This is a genomic window from Ruegeria sp. B10 (assembly GCF_056539825.1).
In genome coordinates this window covers 142,372-162,751 of the sequence record NZ_JBQFVP010000005.1, presented here as the reverse complement: position 1 = coordinate 162,751, position 20,380 = coordinate 142,372, and the positions used below count along the sequence as shown (strand labels likewise).

The 20,380-nt window shown below is 60.2% G+C and carries 18 protein-coding genes; 10 read left to right on the top strand and 8 right to left on the bottom strand.

Annotated elements, in window-relative coordinates:
- Window positions 1–26 precede the first annotated feature (26 nt).
- From ACR0J4_RS08760 to ACR0J4_RS08750, 3 genes are all read right to left on the bottom strand, one after another.
- Window positions 27–1,346 (bottom strand): glutamine synthetase family protein, encoded by a 1,320-nt coding sequence (locus tag ACR0J4_RS08760; protein ID WP_170640884.1) that lies wholly within the window; start codon window positions 1,344–1,346, stop codon window positions 27–29.
- Window positions 1,347–1,475: 129 nt separating this feature from the next.
- A complete protein-coding gene (locus ACR0J4_RS08755) occupies window positions 1,476–3,662 on the bottom strand; it encodes a xanthine dehydrogenase family protein molybdopterin-binding subunit (RefSeq protein ID WP_170640882.1) in 2,187 nt (728 codons plus the stop codon).
- A gap of 3 nt (window positions 3,663–3,665) precedes the next feature.
- Window positions 3,666–4,130 carry a (2Fe-2S)-binding protein gene (locus ACR0J4_RS08750; protein ID WP_170374105.1) on the bottom strand — a complete coding sequence of 155 codons (465 nt, stop codon included), beginning with the start codon at window positions 4,128–4,130 and terminating at the stop codon, window positions 3,666–3,668.
- Window positions 4,131–4,268: 138 nt separating this feature from the next.
- Here ACR0J4_RS08750 and ACR0J4_RS08745 point away from each other — a divergent pair, with 138 nt between their 5' ends.
- Window positions 4,269–4,880, top strand: coding sequence for a TetR/AcrR family transcriptional regulator (locus tag ACR0J4_RS08745; protein WP_170552903.1), 612 nt, complete (start codon window positions 4,269–4,271; stop codon window positions 4,878–4,880).
- 32 nt (window positions 4,881–4,912) lie between these two features.
- Here the strand turns inward: ACR0J4_RS08745 and ACR0J4_RS08740 are convergent, their stop codons facing one another.
- Complete coding sequence (locus ACR0J4_RS08740) at window positions 4,913–6,925, bottom strand: CocE/NonD family hydrolase (protein WP_170747373.1); 2,013 nt, start codon at window positions 6,923–6,925, stop codon at window positions 4,913–4,915.
- A 206-nt stretch (window positions 6,926–7,131) separates the two neighbouring features.
- Between ACR0J4_RS08740 and dusA the strand changes: the two genes are divergently transcribed.
- The 3 genes from dusA to ACR0J4_RS08725 are packed head-to-tail and all read left to right on the top strand — an operon-like array spanning window position 7,132 to window position 9,766.
- Window positions 7,132–8,124 (top strand): tRNA dihydrouridine(20/20a) synthase DusA, encoded by a 993-nt coding sequence (gene dusA, locus ACR0J4_RS08735; protein WP_480668375.1) that lies wholly within the window; start codon window positions 7,132–7,134, stop codon window positions 8,122–8,124.
- Between the two features lie 38 nt (window positions 8,125–8,162).
- Complete coding sequence (locus tag ACR0J4_RS08730; protein WP_170640876.1) at window positions 8,163–8,987, top strand: sulfite exporter TauE/SafE family protein; 825 nt, start codon at window positions 8,163–8,165, stop codon at window positions 8,985–8,987.
- On the top strand, window positions 8,981–9,766 hold the full coding sequence (locus ACR0J4_RS08725) for a hypothetical protein (protein WP_170640874.1): 786 nt from the start codon (window positions 8,981–8,983) through the stop codon (window positions 9,764–9,766). Before ACR0J4_RS08730 ends, ACR0J4_RS08725 begins: the two co-directional genes overlap by 7 nt.
- Window positions 9,767–10,287: 521 nt before the next feature.
- On the opposite strand, the gene ACR0J4_RS08720 is transcribed toward ACR0J4_RS08725, so the two are convergent.
- The 3 genes from ACR0J4_RS08720 to ccmI are packed head-to-tail and all read right to left on the bottom strand — an operon-like array spanning window position 10,288 to window position 12,223.
- Entirely contained in the window at window positions 10,288–10,518 is a 231-nt protein-coding gene (locus ACR0J4_RS08720; RefSeq protein ID WP_170374099.1) for a DUF1289 domain-containing protein, read from the bottom strand.
- 17 nt (window positions 10,519–10,535) lie between these two features.
- Window positions 10,536–11,000, bottom strand: a complete 465-nt coding sequence (ruvX, locus tag ACR0J4_RS08715; RefSeq protein WP_170374098.1) for a Holliday junction resolvase RuvX — start codon at window positions 10,998–11,000, stop codon at window positions 10,536–10,538.
- The gene (gene ccmI / locus ACR0J4_RS08710; protein ID WP_170640872.1) at window positions 10,997–12,223 is read right to left on the bottom strand and encodes a c-type cytochrome biogenesis protein CcmI; all 1,227 of its coding nucleotides are present in this window, start codon (window positions 12,221–12,223) and stop codon (window positions 10,997–10,999) included. Before ccmI ends, ruvX begins: the two co-directional genes overlap by 4 nt.
- Window positions 12,224–12,398: 175 nt before the next feature.
- On the opposite strand from ccmI, the gene ACR0J4_RS08705 reads away from it, so the two are divergent.
- The 4 genes from ACR0J4_RS08705 to ACR0J4_RS08690 all read left to right on the top strand — a co-directional run bounded on the left by ACR0J4_RS08705 (window position 12,399) and on the right by ACR0J4_RS08690 (window position 17,681).
- Window positions 12,399–13,643 (top strand): sarcosine oxidase subunit beta family protein, encoded by a 1,245-nt coding sequence (locus ACR0J4_RS08705; protein WP_170640870.1) that lies wholly within the window; start codon window positions 12,399–12,401, stop codon window positions 13,641–13,643.
- A 76-nt stretch (window positions 13,644–13,719) separates the two neighbouring features.
- Complete coding sequence (locus tag ACR0J4_RS08700) at window positions 13,720–14,049, top strand: sarcosine oxidase subunit delta (RefSeq protein ID WP_170374095.1); 330 nt, start codon at window positions 13,720–13,722, stop codon at window positions 14,047–14,049.
- Between the two features lie 43 nt (window positions 14,050–14,092).
- Complete coding sequence (locus ACR0J4_RS08695) at window positions 14,093–17,122, top strand: sarcosine oxidase subunit alpha family protein (protein ID WP_170640868.1); 3,030 nt, start codon at window positions 14,093–14,095, stop codon at window positions 17,120–17,122.
- Complete coding sequence (locus tag ACR0J4_RS08690) at window positions 17,115–17,681, top strand: sarcosine oxidase subunit gamma family protein (RefSeq protein ID WP_170640866.1); 567 nt, start codon at window positions 17,115–17,117, stop codon at window positions 17,679–17,681. The genes ACR0J4_RS08695 and ACR0J4_RS08690 overlap by 8 nt, the downstream gene beginning before the upstream one ends.
- Window positions 17,682–17,790: 109 nt before the next feature.
- On the opposite strand, the gene ACR0J4_RS08685 is transcribed toward ACR0J4_RS08690, so the two are convergent.
- Window positions 17,791–18,552: an FkbM family methyltransferase gene (locus ACR0J4_RS08685; protein WP_170640864.1), complete on the bottom strand. Its 762-nt coding sequence runs from the start codon at window positions 18,550–18,552 to the stop codon at window positions 17,791–17,793.
- 100 nt (window positions 18,553–18,652) lie between these two features.
- Here ACR0J4_RS08685 and ACR0J4_RS08680 point away from each other — a divergent pair, with 100 nt between their 5' ends.
- Together ACR0J4_RS08680 and ACR0J4_RS08675 are read left to right on the top strand one after the other, a co-directional pair.
- Window positions 18,653–19,252 (top strand): superoxide dismutase, encoded by a 600-nt coding sequence (locus ACR0J4_RS08680; RefSeq protein WP_170640862.1) that lies wholly within the window; start codon window positions 18,653–18,655, stop codon window positions 19,250–19,252.
- Between the two features lie 185 nt (window positions 19,253–19,437).
- Window positions 19,438–20,223 (top strand): ABC transporter permease subunit, encoded by a 786-nt coding sequence (locus ACR0J4_RS08675; RefSeq protein ID WP_480563971.1) that lies wholly within the window; start codon window positions 19,438–19,440, stop codon window positions 20,221–20,223.
- Window positions 20,224–20,380 lie beyond the last annotated feature (157 nt).

The window sequence follows — 20,380 nt, the reverse complement described above, 5'->3', positions numbered from 1 at the left end:
CCGAGAGCGGGCCTTCGGGCAAGGGGTCACACGGCCTCGAGATAGCTTAGCCAGTGTTCGTCTTCGGGGCGGTCTGCAAAACGTGCAATTTCCTGCCGTTTGGTCATCGCCAGATTGCGGATCAATTCCGATGGGAAAAGCCGGGTTATGATCGGGTCACTCTCGAACAGGTCGATGGCGGCGGCCCAGTTGCCAGCAAGCTGAGGCAGACCGTCAATTTCATAAGCATTGCCCGAGATCGGGGCAGGGGGCACCATGCCGTCCTCGATACCGACCAGCGCCGCGCCCAGAACGGCACTCAGCATCAGGTAAGGGTTGATGTCGCCACCAGCCACGCGGTGCTCGATACGTCGGGCCACCGGGGCACCGCCCGGAATACGGATGGCAGCGGTTCTGTTTTCGTAGGCCCAGCTTGCACCGGTGGGCGCATGCGCGCTGGGCACTAGCCGTGCGTATGAATTCCCATGAGGGGCAAAGATCAGAGTGCTGGCGGGCATGGCGGCGAGGCACCCGGCCACTGCTGAGCGCAGCAGGTCGGTGCCCTCGGGCCCGCCATCGTCGAAGATGTTCCGCCCGTCTTGGTCCAGGACCGAGAAATGCACATGCATGCCGTTTCCCGCGTCCTCAGCATAGGGTTTCGTCATGAAGGTCGCGGCAAAGCCGTGTTTGCGGGCCAAACCACGCGTCAACGCTTTGAAAAGCCACGTATCATCGGCGCAGCGCATGGCGTCTTGATGATTGAGGTTGATCTCGAACTGGCCGATCCCGCTTTCGGATATTGCAGTTTGCGCGGGGATGCCCATTGCAGCGCACCCGTCATAGAGGTCGGTGAAGAACGCCTCGAACGCGTCCATTTCAGCGACGGAAAGAACCGCCTCGTCCGTCAGGCGGCGACCAGTGATGGGGTTGAGGGGCGGTAACGGTTGGGGGCCGGACGCGTCAACAAGGGTGAATTCCAACTCGGTCGCCGCAACGACTGACCAGCCGCGCTGCGCGTATCGCGACAGCACGGAGGCTAGCGCATGGCGCGGGTCGCCCGCAAACGGAACGCCGTCGTCGTCATAGAGGCTCATGGGAACCAGGGCGGTCGATGTTTCCAACCATGGCACTGGCACAGCCCCGCGCTCGGTCGGAAGCAGGATGCCATCGGCGTCACCGGTTTCGAACACGAGGGGGCTTCCGTCGATATCCGCGCCCCATAGATCGACATTCAACGCTGAGAACGGCATGCGCACGGCACCCTTGCTCAGCTTGTCGGCATAGGAAGGCGGGACACGTTTGCCACGCATCTGACCGTTCAGGTCGCAGGCGGCAACGCGGAAATTGTGCAAGGCGTTCAGGTCCATTGGGGCGGTAGCTCCTCTCGGTTATCCGAGATGTAGCGAAGCCAAACGGCCTTGTCACGAAATTTGATCAAATTTCAGAGGTGGAAAAAGGCGTCGGCACAAATTGCGCCGACGCCACGTGTTTTAGGATTAGACGAACGTTACGCCGTTTTCCGCCATGGGCAGGGTCGTGACCTTCACGCCCGAAAGAGCGCGAATGGCATTCGCCAGGGCCGGGGCGGACGGCGGTGTGCCCGGCTCGCCCACGCCCGTGGGCGCTTCGGCTGACGGAACTATATGGACGTCAATCGCCTGGATATCACCGATCCGCAGAGGCTCGTAATCCGGGAAGTTGAACTGGTCTACCGCGCCGCTGGTCAGCGTGATCTGGTCGCGCATGACGTGACCAATGCCATAGCCGACACCACCTTCGATCTGTGCTTTGACCACATCGGGGTTCACCGCGATGCCGCAATCAACGGCACAGGTGACTTTTTCGATGCGAACTCCGCTATCCAAATCGCCGGACACCTCGACTACTTCGGCCACATAAGAGCCAAAGGACTTGTGGACCGCGATCCCCTGCGCGCGCCCGGCTGGAGCGTTGCCCCATCCGGCCTTCTCAATCGCCAGATTCAGAACTCCGGCCTTGCGGGCCTGATCTGCGTTGCTGTCATCGCTCAGATGCGCCAGGCGGAACTCGACCGGGTCGCGACCAGCGGCCTCGGCGGCCAGATCCATCATGGTCTCCATCGCATAGCCCGTGTGGGTGTGCCCGACCGAGCGCCACCACAATACAGTCGTCGCTTTCGGTGTATCCGTCAGACCTACGGCCATGCCGGGGATGGCGTAGGGGCTGTCAGAAACCCCTTCGACCGAGCTGTGGTCGATGCCGTCATGCACCAGAACGGCTTCAAACGGCGTACCTTTGATAACCGATTGACCAGCGATCTGATGGTGCCATCCGACGATGTTTCCTTCACCGTCCAGACCGACGCGCACTTTGTGACCAAAGGCAGGTCGGTAGTAACCGCTGCGAATGTCATCTTCACGTGTCCAGACCAGTTTGACTGGGCGAGAGCGGTCGGTGACCACGAAGGCCAGTGCGGCTTCGACCTGATAATCCGCATCAGGTGTTGCGCGGCGGCCAAAGGACCCGCCGGCCAGCATCGTATTGATATGGATCTTTTCGGCCGGAAGCTCGAAGATCTGCTGGTAGGCCATGTGAGGGCCAGTTGGCATCTGCGCGCCATCATGCAGGACAATGTCGCCCTCTGCAGTCTGTTCGATGGTGCAGTTCAGCGGCTCCATCGGCGCATGGGCCAGAAGCGGGAAGTAGAAGGTCCGCTCAACCACCGTGTCGGCGCCGTCGATGGCGGCAGAGACGGCTGTAAAATCAGCCTTGTTGACGTTGTAGGTCGGCTCGGCATCGAGCGCGTCCATGATCTCGGCCTTGATCTGATCCGAGTCGCGGGTTTCAGCGCCCGACATATCCCATTCGACCTCAAGCGCATCACGCGCCTGAATCGCGGCCCAGGTATTTTCCGCGTAGACGGCGACACCCGCTTGATTGGGCAGAACCGCAGCACTGATGTAGCCTTTGACCTCTTCCGAGGCGCTATCGTCAAACCCTAGCGCAATTCCGCCTTTGGATTCGGGGCGTTTGATCATGGCGATCATCTGGTTGGGCAGGTGGACGTCCATGGCATACATGGCCTGACCATTGCCCTTGATCGCCGAATCCTTACGCCGAACGGCTTCGTTTCCGATCAGGCGGAACTCGGAGGGGTCCTTCAGGCGTGGCTCGGCCGGGGCGTCCAGCTGAGCGGCTGCGGCCACGAATTCGGCAATCGGAGCGGACTTGTCGCCGGATTTGACAATGCCTTCTTCGATTGTGATGCCCGATGCGTCGACGCCCCAGCTTTGGGCTGCCGCATTGATGAGCATCTCGCGTGCGGCAGCACCGGCTTGACGGTATTGCAGCCACGAATTCGCCATCGCGGTCGAGCCGCCCGTGCCCTGGAATGGGCCGAACAGCAGGTTGTTGTAGACGTTGGGATCAGAAGGCGCGAATTCGTATTCGATCTGGTCCATCGTCAGGCCGATTTCTTCGGCGATGAGCGTGGGCAGGCCGGTCGCAGGGCCCTGACCCTTCTCAAAGTGCTTGACGATGGCAGTTACGGTGCCATCCGCGTCGATCTTCACGAAGGGGTTGAACTGGGCGGTCTCGGATGAAGCCGCCGCCAGTGCGCCATCTGGACGCGCGCCAACCAGCAGGACGGCACCAGCAGCTGCTGCGCCTTTCAGAAATCCACGGCGAGAGGTGTTGATGGTCATGGATCAGGCCTCCAGAATTTCAGATGCGCGCTGGATACCGGCGCGGATACGTTGATAGGTGGCACAGCGGCAGGCATTGCCGTACATGTATGCGTCGATCTCTTCAGCGCTGGGCTTGGGGTTCTCAGCCAGCAGGCCAACGGCCGACATTACTTGACCCGACTGGCAGTAGCCGCACTGTACCACGTCTAGCTCGACCCAGGCCTGTTGGACAGCTGCGCCGATCTTGTCCTCACCGACGGCTTCGATTGTGGTGATCTCGGCGTCTTCGACGTCTTCGATATAGGTCTGACACGAGCGGACGGGCTCGCCATTCAGATGCACAGTGCAGGCGCCGCAAGACGCGACGCCGCACCCGAATTTGGTTCCGGTGAGCTTCAGCTCATCCCGGATCACCCAGAGCAAGGGCGTGCCGGGTTCGGCGTCGACAGTATGCGTCTCGCCGTTCAGTTTCAGATTGATGGCCATGAGGGGATACTCCGTGTTGGCTTGCTACCTGAGTCGGTAAACTGGCGGGTTTACATGTGGCACAGAAAGTCGCGTCTGTAAACTCCCGCGTTTACCTAGTGTTTGACCCGATGCTGTCAATGGGTCTATAGCAATGACATGAATGAGATCAGCGCGCCCAATGCGTCCAAATATGCACAGATCATCGAAGCTGCCGTGGCCGAATTCCAGGAAAAGGGGTTTGCGGCGGCCAGCATGGATCGTATTTCGCGCCAGGCCGAGGTGTCCAAGCGGACGCTCTATAAGTATTTTGAAAGCAAGGAAAATCTTTTCCGCTCAATCGTGACGGAACTTTCCAGTCGCTTTGCAGAGGTGCTTGAGATCAGGTACGAAAAAGGGCGCGATGTTCGTGAACAACTGACTGAGCTGGCCTGGGCCGAGGGGCGCATTCTGATGCTGCCGGATGTGATGGCGATGTCCCGCATGGTGATCAGCGAAATCCTGCGCAACCCTACCTTGGCTGAACAAGCGCAGGGCAAGCTGGACAAGACGGCCTCGTTCATCGATATGCTGCGGGAAGCCGCCGCAGACGGGCAACTGAAGATCGACGACCCCGAACAGGCTGGGCGCGAATTCATCGGCCTGATCAAGGCGCGGGCGTTCTGGCCGCTGTTGTTCTCAGGCACGGTTCTCAGCCATGAGGAAATGGCGGACACAATCAACAACAGCGTCGAGATGATGATGCGCAGATACGGCCCGGACACCGCGTAGCGTTCAGCGCCACTGGACGGACAAACCCGCCCCTACATACCGTTGCGAGGGATCACGTGATTCCATTCCGTTTTGAAGAACAAAGTGTCTCCGTCCCAGCATTCGACCCTGGCGTTCAGCACGAAATCGGTTGCCGTGGCCGTCTGCCGGGACCAGGTCTTGATACGTGCATCCCAGTCTGCACGCTCAAAGCGGGTTTCCTGGCGCATTGTCGCGATCGCGGATAGGGGATCATCGGGCAGAATGGAGTAGATCCGCTCGGATGTGTCGGAAATCTCGGTCCCTGTTTCGAGCACTTTCTTTGATGACGGTCCCATGACGCCGCCACCGATGAAGACGCGCTCCGTCAGCCTGCCGGTGTGGGCGTCCCGTGTCAGCGTCGTCTCGGCCCCGCCCTGACCTCTAGTCGAGGTCTCGGGCACCGAACCCGGTGCCGGAACCGGAAAGTCCCGAGGGGCCGGCGCATCTGGTGCATTGGTGCGAACGGGCAACGACAAGGCCGAGGAGCCGGGCACGACAGTCGCGCAAACCGGGTTCGGCGCGGGCCACAGGATCGGCCAATAGGCGGTCGCAAGCTGCACCATGATCCGGTGACCGAAAGGAACGTTGTAGCCGATGGCGTGCAACTGGATCGAGATCTCCATCTCTTCTCCGGGCACGACCGTGGTTGGTTTTGTGTCGCTGTCGCGGTGCATCAGGTTGAAGAACCCGCGTGAGATCAGGGTCTGCGAGCCGTCGGGGGCCTCATCAATCAGCAAGGCCGCGACAAAGGCTTGAGGTTGGTCGACACTGACCCGTAGCGCGATTTCAGGTTGGCCCAGAATGTCCAGCGATGACTCCAGCGAGGCACTGCGGAACACCATCGCCCCAGCGGCGTCGATCCGACAATCCAGAGGCAAATCGCCCGGAATACCAAAGGAACACATGACCCCACCGGCCGAGCCGAACGTCTGCGGCGAGGTGATCTGCATTGGCGAGCCTGTTTGCGCCTGTGCGTCCAGCGACCCCGCGTTCAGCCAATAGGTCTCGTTCGACACATTGGGTGAGGGCCAGCTGGGCTCCTCGACCCAGCGCCCGGGGCGGTGCGGTTGCGTTCCAGCGGGGCGCATGCTGTCCATCATGTACAGGTGCAGCGGTGGCTCCTCCTCGATCCCGGTGTCGATCCCCTTCAGCCAATAGTCCCAGAACCGCAGCACCTCGGCGATGAAATCGACCTGAGGGGTGGGCTTGCCCTCATGCGGGTAGAGATGAGACCACGGGCCCATCATCACCTTGACCGGCACGTTCAGGTGTTCCGAGATCCGGAACGGCGTGTCGCGATAAAGATCGGCCCAGCCGCCGAAATAGTAGACGGGCACGTTGATTGCGTCATAGTCCTCGCAGATCGAGCCGCGTCGCCACATCTCGTCATGGGTCTGATGTTCCAGCCACATGGCGGGCCAGAACTCCATCGCCTCAAGCCGTTCCCGCCAGAGGTCGCGCCACTTGTCCTCACCCACGATTTCAGGGTCGGGCGGGAAGGCATTCAGCAATTGCATGATCGAGCCCCACCAGAAATTGTCGCCAGCCAGCACGCCTCCGTAGAAATGGATGTCCTCGCGCCAGCGGTCGTCGCAGCCCATCACCGGCGCGATGGCTTTCAGCGCAGGGGGGCGTTTGGCTGCAACCTGAAACGAGTTGTAGGCCCCCCAGCTCTTGCCAAACATGCCGACATTGCCGTCGCACCACGGCTGTTCGGCCAGCCATGCGATGACATCAACCCCGTCCTGGGTTTCCTGGTGCGAGTATTCATCCTCGGCCAGCCCACCGCTATCGCCGTTGCCGCGAATATCCACCCGGATTGAGGCATAGCCCGCCTCGGCAAAGCGCGGATGCATGGTTTCATCGCGAAGGCGCGTGCGGTCTCGGCGACGATAAGGGATGTATTCCAACAGGCAGGGTACCGGATTCTCGTGCGCATTGGGCGGCAACCACAGACGCGCGGCTAATTGCGTGCCGTCGGGCATCGGAATCCAGATGGTTTCGATCACCTCTACGCTATTCATTGCCGGGTCCTTCCTGTTGTTTTGGCTTGTGTTTCTCTCAAGCACCTGTGTCGCGTCGCCGCGTTTGGTCGTATGAAACGCACAACCCGTTCAGCGCGCAAGCGAATAGGAGGCTTCGGGCCGCAAAATGTGACTCAAGTTTGCCGTTCCGCTGTGATAGCCACACGCAGGCACAGACCGGGATTTGTCAGGTGACAGAGAATAACGTGAAGAACTTGGACCGAGCAGCGCGCTTAAGCGTGGCGCCCATGATGGATTGGACCGACCGTCATTGCCGATTTCTGCATCGTCTGCTGAGTGAGCAGGTGTTGCTTTACACCGAGATGGTTACCGCGCCCGCGCTGGTGCGCGGTGGGGCGTTGTATCTGTTGGACTATAGCCCGCAGGAACATCCCGTTGCGCTGCAGCTTGGCGGTTCGGACCCCGAGGAACTGGCGCATGCGGCCCGGCTAGGGGCCGAGGCCGGGTATGATGAGATCAACCTGAATTGTGGCTGCCCCTCGGACCGGGTGCAATCGGGCACGTTTGGGGCTGTGTTGATGAAAGACCCTGCGCGGGTTGCCGATTGCGTGGCCGCCATGCGTGAGGCTGTTTCGGTCGATGTGACCGTCAAATGCCGGATTGGCGTGGATGATCAGGAACCGCGCGACGTGCTGCCGGACTTTCTGGACAAGATACAGCAGGCTGGGTGCCGACGGGTGACGATCCACGCGCGCAAGGCGTGGCTGCAGGGGCTCAGCCCGAAAGAGAACCGCGATATCCCTCCACTGGACTATGACCTCGTTCATCAGATGAAGGCCGATTTCGCGGATCTCCACATCTCGATCAATGGCGGCATCACCTCGTTGGACGAGGCGCATACGCATCTAGAGGCCGGGCTGGACGGGGTGATGATTGGACGGGCGGCCTATCATCAGCCTTCTGACATCCTCTCTGAAGCGGATATGCGAATTTACCAGAGCGGCAACGCTCGGGACCCGATCGACGTGGCTCGTCAAATGGTGCCCTATATCGAGCAGCACCTTGTCAACGGAGGGCGTTTGCACCAGATCACGCGGCATATGCTCGGCCTCTTTGCCGGTCGCCCCGGCGCACGGGCCTGGCGGCGCGCGCTGTCGGAAGGGGCGGTGCGGGATGGGGCAGGGCCCGAAGTGATGCTGAAGGCCCTCGATCACGTGGCGCCTCTGGCCGAGGTTTGAACGAATGAAGCCCGGTCTATGACCGGTTTGGGGGAAAGATGCCCGAGACGATGTTGCTGGCCCAGATGCTGGGCCTTTTGCTTGTAATTGGCGCACTTGCGGGCGTTCTGGCGGGGCTGCTTGGCGTTGGCGGAGGCATCGTGCTTGTGCCCGCGTTTTTCTATGCGTTCCAAACGCTTGGATATGGTGGGCCGCAGTTGATGCAGCTGTGTCTGGCGACCTCGCTGGCGACGATCATCGTAACCTCGATCCGGTCGGTGCTGGCCCACAACAAGAAGGGCGCCGTGGATTGGCAGATCCTGCGTGGATGGGGGGCGGGTATTGTCGTGGGGGCGATTATTGGCGTGCTGGTCGCCTCGGCCCTGCGGACAGAGGCCCTGCAGGCGCTGTTCGGCGTTTTGGGCATGGTGATTGGTGCGTATCTGGGTTTTGGCCGTTCGGAATGGCGCTTGGGGGATGCGATGCCCAAGGGGATCAAGCGCGCGGTTCTTTCCCCATCCGTAGGCTTCCTGTCGGTACTTATGGGAATCGGTGGTGGCAGTTTCGGCGTCCCCCTCATGAGCCTCTACAACACGCCCATCCACCGGGCCGTGGCAACTGCTGCAGGGTTCGGAGTGATCATTGCCGTGCCATCTGTATTGGGTTTTCTCTTTCTGGAGATTGCCCCTGAACACAGGCCTCCGCTGACGATCGGGGCCGTGAACCTGGTGGCCTTCGGGATAGTAGTCGCGATGACGATGATCACCGCCCCGTGGGGCGTTAAACTCGCTCATGCGATGGACCCGAAGCCGCTCAAGAGGGTCTTTGCACTGTTCCTAACACTGGTCGCGTTGAACATGCTGCGGAAGGCGTTGGGATGGTAGAGGATTTCTGGGCGAAGGGTTGGGTCAAATTTCCGTTCGACCCGGCTCTGGCGGAATGGGTTGAGCAGGTTCTGCCCGCCGCTCTGCAGTCGGTCACGGCCCCTGAACATGCCGAATGGCTGGATTGCGAGGGCACATGGTTTGTTGGTGTCGACGCCTTGCCCAATGATGAACTGGGCAAAGTAGGGGCGTCAAATCCGCTGTCCGGGTTGGCTTTGGATTTCATCTCCGCGCATCTGGGCGCACTGCCGCTGCATCCCGGGCAGGTGTCGATCATCTATCCGGGCTATCCTCGCCCTCGGAAGGGTGAAAGCGAGGCCGCCGGGCGCTACAGGCACAATCGCGACGCGGCCCATGTGGATGGGTTGCGACCTATGGGTCCGGATCGCCGCCGTCGCGTGGATGAACCGCATGCGTGGATTTTGGGCATTCCCCTGTCGGAAGCCAGCCCCGATGCCTCGCCGATGGTGTTGTGGGAAGGTAGTCATATCCCAATGGGCGAGGCCTTTAGAGCGGCTTTTGCGGATCAGTCCCAGACCGATCTGAGCAAGGTCGACATCACCGATATCTATCAAGCGACCCGCCGCGAGGTGTTCGAGACCTGCCCAAGGATCGAATTGCCTGCCAAACCTGGCGAAGCCTATCTGCTGCACCGCCATTGCCTTCACGGAGTCGCGCCATGGCCAGATGGGGCGACCGCCGGGCCTGATGGACGGATGATTGCCTATTTCCGCCCCGAATGCGCCAACGGCGTCGCGGAATGGATTGAAACACGCTGATGTCTCGTGAGGGAAACGGTTCCCCCGAATTACCCCAGCGGACCACGCCCACATCTGCCCGTTTCGCAACTTGTGGGCTTCAAAACCCGACCTGTCACGAAAAATGACGTAGGGTCACTTTGCGATAAGTTTATTGATTGCTGAGTCAATGAATATACAACGGAAGGCGTTTTCTTCGTCGTTCCGGCTGAAAACTCTTTAGCCAGACCGTGCCGCTGCGGGTCGCCACTCACTCACGGAACCGGCTTTCGCCTCGCATTTTTCGAGGCGTGCGTCCGGCCCGCAGCAGGCACACTTAATTGATTGGTTCTTAATGTCTTTCAAAAGCTTTCTACGACGCTTTTCCAAGCTGCAAGATCACGCGCAACCCGTGACTGTCGATACCAAGATGGAACGGCCTGCAAAACATCCAAGAACCAGCCGGTCCGAATACTCAGACCTGTTCAAGGCTGAACTCGCGACCCGACAACAGGGCAGGTGTGACAAATCAAAGGATGAAACCAGCCCGGTGGACTGAGCGGTCAGCTTTTCAGGCGGGCCGAACGCCCGCCGCGCCGTTTGGCAAGGCGTGGTTTGCGGGCGGGCAGAGCCTCCATGATTTCGGCGCGTTCGCTGCTGTCCATGCGGGACCAACGCGCGATCTCATCAAGGGTGCGGTAACAGCCGGTGCAAATCTGTTCTGTCGGGTGGACAACACAGATTCGTACACAGGGGCTTTCGACCTCATCGCGCTGCCAAACCATGTTCGTCATTCGTGGTCTCCGACCCGTTACAAAAAGCGCAGCCTGTCCAGCGCTCCCTGCAAGATATACCCTGCTGCAACGTGATCAATAACCTGTCCGCGACGTTTTCGTGTCGTATCCGCCTCTAAAAGTGCCTTTTCTGCCGCAACTGTGCTCAGACGCTCGTCCCAAAAGCCGATGGGGCAGTCGGTCAGACGGGTTAAGTTGCGGGCAAAGGCACGGGTAGATTGGCAACGGGGGCCTTCGGAACCGTCCATGTTTTTTGGTAGCCCGAGGATGACGCCGCCTATCTCGCGATCCTTGATCAACTCAAGCAAGCGCGCGGAATCGACGGTGAATTTCTTGCGGCGCACGGTCTCCAGAGGGCTGGCCACCCCGCGCATCCGGTCCGAGACCGCCACGCCGATGGTCTTTTCACCCAGATCCAGCCCCATAAGCGCCGTCATCGGCGACAGGGAAGCGGCGAAACCCTCAAAATCGTCATGGATCATTGGGCAATACCGGCTTGCAGGGCGGCTGCGTCGATCATCTCAAGCGCCTCGGGGTTGTCGGCAAAGAGGATCTCGGCTTCGTCGCGAATATCTATTGCACGCTGGGCCTGACCCAAAACGCCAAGCGCCGCGATCAGGCGCGCCCAGTCCTGAGGAGGACCGCCCTCAGTCGCCAGGCGATCAGACAGACGGTCAACCATGCCTTGGATCATCTCTTGCCGTTCTTCCGGGGTCATCTCGGCTGCGGCGGCGACATCGTCCTGACTTGGGCCGGGCTGCCCCAATGAGCTGGGGTCTGGGCCGTTGAAAACCCCCGCGCGAAAGGCAAGCTCATCCAATTGGGCGCGAATGGCATCACCCCAGGGTGCGCCCGCTGGCGCATCCCGCGCGGTGTCGACCCAGACACGATAGGCGAGGTCGGGACGTCCGGTCTGGGCCAGCATCTGCCCCCAGTAGTAGCGCGCCGGGCCGTGTCGGGGATCACGTTCAAGCGCGGCGGCCAGAACTTGCTCGGCCTCGGGCGAGATGTAGCCGCCTGCTGCAAGGATCATCTTTTCCGCCAGATCCGAGTAATCATCGGCTGTTGCCGCCTGACCCGAAAGTTCAATAACGCGTTGCTGCGCGGCATAAGCAGCCTTGAAGTTCCCAGCATTGGCTTCGTGCTGTGTCAGCAGGATATGCCCTTGCAGGTCGTTCGGCCGGGCCGCCACTGTGTCGCGCAATTGCTGGAGTAGCGTTGCATAGCTTTCTTCCAGTTGTCGCGGCTGTGGCGAGGTGGCGAGGGCTTCGGCTGCTTCCTGCGCCGGGCGGTTCGACCGGACCTCCTCGGCCAGTGCCAGTCGCGCGGTCAGGGGTTGGTCGGGCAGGCCGACGGCACCGGTTCGACTGTACATCGCCAGCGCGCCGCCGATCACGACCAGCAACACGATCGCGATGGCGAGGACGGAAACCCTGCGCGACGGGCCCGAACCCACCCGATCGCCCTGCATCTGGGCGTCCGCGGCCAAAATGCGGCGTGAAATCTCGGTGCGGACCCTTTCGGCATCGGCTTCGCCAATGACACCACGGGCCAGATCACGGTCCACACCGGCCAGTTGTTCGCGGTAGACGCGCAGATCGTAGGCCGCGGTTGGCTCGTCCGCGCGGCGGCCGCGCAAAAGCGTGTAGCCGAGGAACCCTGCGACCAGCAGCGCGATCAGACATGAAATGACCCAGAACGTCATGCTCTCTCCTGAAATTCTGCCCTGACTTAGACCTGCGGGCCGCCTAAAAAAAGGGACAAATGGCCGCGAATGTGCCACATGTCGCAATAGTGCTATATTGCGGCGTTGACCGGCGTGGATATACCCGGTCGACGCGGCATACCTGCGCCAATCACCGAACCGGATGGATTCGCTTATGAAACACTATTCAGCCTTTGCTGTCGCGCGCGAAGCGTTGCGCTATCACACCGGATGGGAGCGCGCATGGCGCTCGCCTGAGCCGAAGAAAAAATACGACGTGATCATCGTCGGTGCCGGGGGGCATGGTCTGGCGACCGCCTACTACCTTGGTAAAAACTACGGCATCCAGAACGTCGCCATCATCGAAAAAGGATGGCTGGGCGGCGGGAACACGGGCCGGAACACGACCATCATCCGGTCGAACTACCTGCAGGATCCTTCGGCGGCGCTCTATGAAAAGGCGCGGGGCCTCTATGAGAACCTGAGTCAGGACCTGAACTATAACATCATGTTCAGCCCGCGGGGCGTGATCATGCTGGCGCAGACCCAGCACGAAATTCGCGGCTATCAGCGCACCGCGCATGCCAACGCGCTGCAGGGTGTTCAAACCGAATGGATCGGGCCCGAACGCGTGAAAGAGCTGGTGCCGATCATCAATCTGCATGGTCCGCGCTATCCGGTTCTGGGTGGCCTTTGGCAGGAACGCGGCGGCACCGCGCGCCACGATGCGGTGGCATGGGGCTATGCGCGCGCCTGTTCGGCCATGGGCATGGACATCATTCAGAAATGCGAAGTCACCGGCGTTCGCTCGGACAATGGTCGCGTGGTCGGCGTTGATACCACCAAAGGTGCGATCGACTGCGACAAGCTGGGGATCGTGGTTGCGGGCCATTCCGGTCAGCTGGCCGAAATGGCGGGCTTCCGCTTGCCGCTGGAAGCCGTTGCGCTGCAGGCCCTGGTGTCCGAGCCGATCAAGCCCTGCATGGACGTGGTCGTGATGGCCAACACTGTTCACGGTTACATGTCGCAGTCGGACAAAGGCGAGATGGTGATTGGCGGCGGTACCGACGGGTTCAACAACTTCACCCAGCGCGGCAGCTTCCATCACATCGAGGAAACCGTCCGCGCATTGGTCGAGACCTTCCCGATGATCTCGCGCCTGAAAATGCTGCGCCAGTGGGGCGGGATTGTGGATATGACCGGCGACCGGTCTCCGATCCTGTCGAAGACACCGCTTCAGGGCTGTTTCATCAATGCAGGTTGGGGAACCGGTGGCTTCAAGGCCATTCCGGGCTCGGGCTGGGGTATGGCACAGCTTATGGCGACAGGTCATTCACCACTGACCGAGGCCTTCTCGATGGACCGCTTCAAAGAGGGCCGCTTCATCGACGAAAGCGTCGCCGCCGGGGTGGCTCACTAAGGGCGCTGCCCGAGGTGGCCACAACACAGAATTCTGGTCGGCCCGAGTGCCGACCAACCGAGAAAAGGATGACCATATGCTGATCCTGAATTGCCCCTATTGCGGCGTCGATGCCGAAGAAACTGAACTGGCCGCTGGCGGCGAAGCGCATCTGAAGCGCTTTGGCCCCGGCTCGTCGGATGATGAATTCCACGACTACCTGTTCATGCGTGAGAACCCAAAAGGCGTTCATTTCGAACGTTGGCGCCACGCAAATGGCTGTGGCAAGTGGTTCCACGCGGCGCGCTGCACTAACACTCTTGAGGTGTTCGGCACATATCCGGCTCAGACCACCGAGCCACCGCAAGAGATCAAGGACGCGATCACAGCCAAGCGTCCCGGCTGGACGTGGAGAGAGTTTAAATGATCCGCCCAGCCAACCTTAATTCCGCCTGCGAAAGGTCCGCAACATGAGCACCCGTCTCGCAAATCAAGGCCGGCTGATTGACCGGTCGAAACAGGTTACCTTTACCTTCAACGGCACCTCGATGCAGGGCTACGAAGGCGATACCCTTGCATCTGCCCTGCTGGCCAATGACCAGATGATGATGGGCCGGTCGTTCAAATACCACCGTCCACGCGGCGTCGTCGCCAGTGGTGCGGAAGAGCCGAACGCTCTGGTCGGTCTGGGCGAAGGCAACCGGTTCGAACCGAACCAGCGCGCCACCACGACCGAGCTGTTCAACGGTCTGACATCCGTTTCGCAGAACCACTGGCCGAACCTCGAGTTCGACATTGGTTCGATCAACACCCATCTGTCGCGTTTCCTCCCGGCGGGCTTCTATTACAAGATGTTCATCCATCCGAAGCCGTTCTGGAAACACGTCTACGAGCCGTTCATCCGTCAGTCCGCCGGTCTGGGCAAAGCGCCCGACAAGGACAACCGTGACGCAGACACTTATGAGCATTTCTATCACTTCACCGATGTACTGGTGATCGGTGGCGGTGTTGCCGGTCTGCAGGCGGCCAAAACGGCTGCTCAATCCGGTGCCAAGGTCATGCTGATCGAGCAGACTGCGCATTGGGGCGGTCGTGCTCCGGTTGATGGCGGCACGATTGACGGTGAGCCTGTGGATAAGTTCGTGGAACAATTAGTTTCTGAACTCGAAACAATGGACAACGTCATCCTGCGCAATCGCTGCATGGGGGCAGGGGTCTATGACCACGGTTACGTACTGGGTTACGAGCGCCTGACGGACCACACTCCGGGCGTGCAAGGCCCTCGTCACCGCCTATGGCGCATCCGTGCCAAACAGGTTGTCACAGCAACCGGCGCGATTGAGCGTCCGCTGTCTTTCGCGGGCAACGATGTTCCGGGTGTCATGCTGGCCTCGGCCATGCGCGACTACGTCGTGAATTGGGGCGTGACCCCCGGCGACCGCGTGATCGTTGCGACGAACAATGACGACGCCTATCGCACCGCGATTGCCCTCAAGAAAGCCGGTGTGGATGTTCTGCGCGTGGTCGATGCCCGCGCAAGCGCCGGACCTCTGGCGGAAGAGGCGCGTCAGCTGGGCATCCGTGTCGATCCCGGCAAGGCCATCGCCAAGGTCAAGGGCGGCAAGCGCGTCAAAAAAGTTGCGCTGTGCAACCAGGAAGGCATCGGTGGTGCGCGGGAAGAGGTCGAATGCGATGCAGTCGCCATGTCGGGCGGCTGGTCTCCGGTTGTTCACATGTGGTCGCATTGCGGCGGCAAGCTGATCTGGGATGAGGCGAACGCCCATTTCCGCCCCGACCCCGAGCGTCCTCCGCTGGGTGCAGACGGTGAGGGCTTCGTGATCGCCGCGGGTTCGTCCAACGGTCCGCTGGCTCTCGGTGACGTTCTGACCGACGCGGATGTCGCAGGCAAAGCAGCGGCGAAGGCGACCGGTTACAAGGCAAAACGCACCAAGGCTCCTATGGGTGAAACTACGGCTGAGGCTCCGATGGCTGCTGTCTGGTTGATGCCTGCGAATGCGGACATCCAGCTGCGCATGAAGTCGTGGTTGGACTTCCAGAACGACGTTAAGGTCTCGGATGTTCAGCTGGCTGCGCGCGAAGGTTATGAAAGCGTTGAACACACCAAGCGTTACACCACGCTGGGTATGGCGACCGATCAGGGTAAGTTGAGCAACATCAACGGCTTGGCGATCCTTGCGGATGCACTAGCTTCCGAGATTCCGAAGGTCGGTACCACGACGTTCCGTCCGCCCTATACGCCTATCTCGCTGGCGTCGATCGGTGGTGAAGCACGTGGCGAGGTGTTCCAACCGATCCGCCAGACCCCGATGCACAACTGGCACGACCAGAACGGTGCAGACTGGGAGCCGGTCGGCCATTGGCGTCGGACCTATGCCTATGTCCGTCCCGGTGAATCAGTGCATGACGCGGTGAATCGTGAGGTGAAGAACACCCGCGAAAACCTCGGCCTGCTGGACGCCTCGACACTAGGCAAACTGATCGTCAAAGGCCCCGATGCTGGCAAGTTCCTGGACATGATGTACACCAACATGATGTCCACGCTGAAGGTTGGCAAATGCCGCTATGGCCTGATGTGCTCGGAGAACGGCTTCCTGATCGACGACGGTGTTGTTGCCCGCATCGACGAAGATACATGGCTGTGCCACACCACCACCGGCGGTGCCGAGCGTATCCATGGTCACATGGAAGAATGGCTGCAGACCGAGTGGTGGGACTGGAAAGTCTATGTCGCCAACGTGACCGAGCAATACGCTCAGGTCGCGGTGGTTGGCCCCAACGCCCGCAAGGTGCTGGAGAAGCTGAACGCCCAAGCCGGTGGCGGCATGGACGTATCGAAAGAAGCGCTGCCCTTCATGGAATGGCGTGACGGCAAGATCGGCGCGTTCGACGCGCGGGCCTACCGCATCTCGTTCTCGGGTGAACTGTCCTATGAAATCGCGGTTCCCGCTTCTCAGGGTCAGGCGTTCTGGGATGCTCTGATCGACGCGGGCAAAGAGTTCGGCGTTATGCCGTATGGCACCGAATGCCTGCACATCCTGCGGGCCGAGAAGGGCTTTATCATGATCGGGGACGAGACAGACGGCACCGTGATCCCGCAGGATCTGGGGCTGCATTGGGCGCTGTCCAAGAAGAAAGAGGATTACCTCGGCAAACGCGCCCATTCGCGGACCCATATGGCCGATTCAGAGCGTTGGAAACTGGTCGGTCTGGAGACTGTGGATGGATCGGTTCTGCCGGACGGTGCCTATGCGGTCGGCGAGGGCGTCAATGCCAACGGTCAGCGCAACATGATCGGGCGTGTGACCTCGACCTATTACTCGTCCAATCTGGACAAAGGCATCGCGATGGGTCTGATCAAGCACGGTCCTGACCGCATGGGCGAGATTGTCGAGTTCCCGGGAACCGATGGCAAAACCTACAAAGCCAAGATCGTCGATCCGATCTTCTACGACAAGGACGGGGAGAAGCAGAATGTCTGAGCCCATCAGCGCACTGAACCACGCCAGCTATGACGGCATCGCCAAAGTGGCCGAGGTCGGCCTGCAGGGCATGATCACCCTGCGCGGTGATCTGTCCGATAAGGTGCTTGCCAAGGCGGTCAAGGATGCAACCGGGCAGAAAATGCCCGGTCAGCGTGAGGCTCTGGTCGATGGCGATACCGGCGTATGCTGGATGTCCACCGATGAGCTGCTGGTGCTTGTGCCCTATGCCGAGGTCGAGGCCAAACTGGCCGCGATGACCAACGCGCTTGGCGGTACGCATGCGTTGGCCGTCAACGTCTCGGACGCCCGTGCGGTGTTCACAGTCTCGGGCAGCAACGCGCGTGAAGTTCTGGGCAAGGTTGCTCCGGTCGATCTGTCGCCTGCTGCTTTCCAGCCCGGTCAAATCCGCCGGTCACGTCTGGCTCAGGTGGCTGGTGCCTTCTGGATGGACGACGCCGAGACCCTGCGCATTGTCTGCTTCCGTTCGGCAGCTGACTATGTGTTCAAACTGCTCAAGGTTGCGGCGCAGCCGGGCGGTGAGGTCGGGGTTTACTAACGACCCGACGACTAATGTCAAAAAAGGCTCCGGTTTTGGCCGGAACCTTTTGCGTTCTGACTTTGGAAATACCAGCTAAGAGTGATCCGAGGTTCTAACGGCGATCGTTTCAATCATGCAAAAGGATCGTTTGATAGCGATTGAGCGACGTGGGTTCCAATAGCGCCTGCACCGTCACCGGCTGCCTATTTTCGTCGCACAGATGGCTATAGAAGCGTAGGCTGTCCAGCAGGCCTTCCATACGGGAACGCCTGTCTGCCTCTTCCAAAAGCGGCGCATGCAAGGACAGAAACAGGGCGGGACGTTTCTGTTTCAGCCAGTCCACAAGCGTGGGCAGGACAAAGAACTCCGCCCCTTCGATATCCATTTTCACCAGCGAGACCCGGCTTAAATCCTGGGTGGTCTGGAACTGATCCCATGCGATTGTCAAAGCATCAGTTCCATGCGCCGCGTCATGCAAGAGGGAACTGGTGGAATCGCCCGGCTCTCCTCGGGTTGAGGCCATGCGGGCCACTCCGAACTGATCCGACAGAGCGACCCCAAAGGCCGAGACATTGCGGATATCGTTCAGGTCCAGGTTCCAGGCAAGATGACGAAAGGCGGTCGGGTCGGGTTCAAAACAATACACATGGTGGGCTTTGCGCGCACCATAGAGAACCGTCGGCCCGATCCACGCGCCAATATCCAGATAGTCGTTTTCCGGGGACAGGAACTGATCGAGAACGGCGAAGGTCTCAGGCTCCCAATCTCCGGCCGAGGCTTTACGCCAGAATTTCGAATGGTAGGGATCCAGCCGGAACGCCTGACCATTCAGGTTCCCAGCATAGTATCCGCGGGCGCGGTAAAACATCTTGCGCGCCTGTGTCAGCATCGCGGACCTCCGGGTTTTATTGTCTCGCCCCTTGACCTGCGGCGGTTGCCAAAGCATTTAACCGTTGGGAACCGCAACTTTTATTTTACAGGGGGCCGACATGGCTTTTGAACTTCCTGATCTTCCTTATGCACATGACGCGCTGGCAGCCAAGGGCATGTCCGCCGAAACGCTGGAATATCACCACGACCTGCACCACAAAGCCTATGTCGACAACGGCAACAAGCTGATCGCCGGCACCGAGTGGGACGGCAAGTCGATGGAAGAGATCATCGTAGGTACCTATGACGCAAACGCCGTCGCTCAGAACGGTATCTTCAACAACATCAGCCAGCTGTGGAACCACAACCAGTTCTGGGAGATGATGGGCCCCGGCGAAAGCGCGATGCCTGGCGAGCTTGAAAAAGCGCTGACCGAAAGCTTCGGCTCGGTCGACGAGTTCAAGTCGCAGTTCAGCGCGGCTGGCGCTGGTCAGTTCGGCTCGGGCTGGGCATGGCTGGTCAAGAACGCAGACGGCTCGCTGGCCGTGATCAAAACCGAAAACGGCGTGAACCCGCTGTGCTTTGGTCAGACCGCTCTGCTGGGTTGCGACGTGTGGGAGCATTCCTACTACATCGACTTCCGCAACAAGCGTCCGGCTTACCTGTCGAACTTCCTCGACAACCTGGTGAACTGGGAAAACGTCGCATCGCGGATGTGATCTGAGAGTCCCGTTTGGGCACAAAGGCCTGCTGGCGGAGACGCTGGCAGGCCTTTTTCATTGGCATAGTTTTTATGTGGCGCGGTTGGTTAATCCGCGCAGCAAACCTTGCGGGACCACCTCAACCGTGACAGTCCTGCTGAAACCAACTGGCAAACCGCCATTTTGACGATTGGACCTCAAGCTTGCGTGGAAACCATCTCCTCGATCACGCGATTCTTCTGGCGGGCGTTGCCTTGATGTGCGGGCCGGTCTGCCTGCTGCTTTGGCAGTTGCTCACGGCCCTTGATCTGCCCGAGCTTTGGGTCTTGGTTCAGCGGGTCTGGCGTGGTGGCCTCAGCAGCGCTGGCATTGGGGCAGGGGCGATGATGTGGAATTCGCTGGTACTGGCCCTTGGCGTTGCCATCTTGAAAAGCGTGATGTCGATGATGGCCGCTTATGCGCTGGTTTTCTTTCGACTGCCTTGCAGCGGGTTGATCTACGGCGTGATCCTGATCGCGATGTTCTTTCCGATCGAGACCCGGATCCTGCCGACCTTCGCCGTTGCCAGTGATCTTGGGCTGCTCAATTCCTACGCCGGGATGATCCTGCCGATCACGGCCAGCGGGCTCGGCGTGCTGGTCTTTCGCCAATACATGCGCCAGATCCCTAATGAGGTGATGGAGGCCGCCCAGATGGACGGCGCCGGACCGCTGCGTGTTCTGGTCGATATTGTAATCCCTCTGTCTTTGCCGATGATCGCGGCGGTATTCGCGATCCTGTTTGTTCTGGGGTGGAACCAGTATGTCTGGCCGATCATGATCACCACCACGAGTCAGGACCATGACACCTTGGTGCGCGGCATGGCCTATTCGGGCTTTGGTGGCACCGCGGGTATGGTTCTGGCGCTTTTGGCGCTGCTGCCACCAGCTATTGTCGTGATCGGGCTGCAGCGATGGCTGATGCGGGGTCTGACCGCAGGCATCCACTAGGTCCGCGATCTGCTCGAACATGAAGCGCAGGTGAAAACTTGCCGATACGTCAAGTTTCGGTATGAGACGGGATTGTACCGGGTCCGCCAGTGCTTAAGTAAATAGCGCGGAGGGAGAGAACCGCACTCATTGGAAGCACAAGCAAACACCGCGCCAG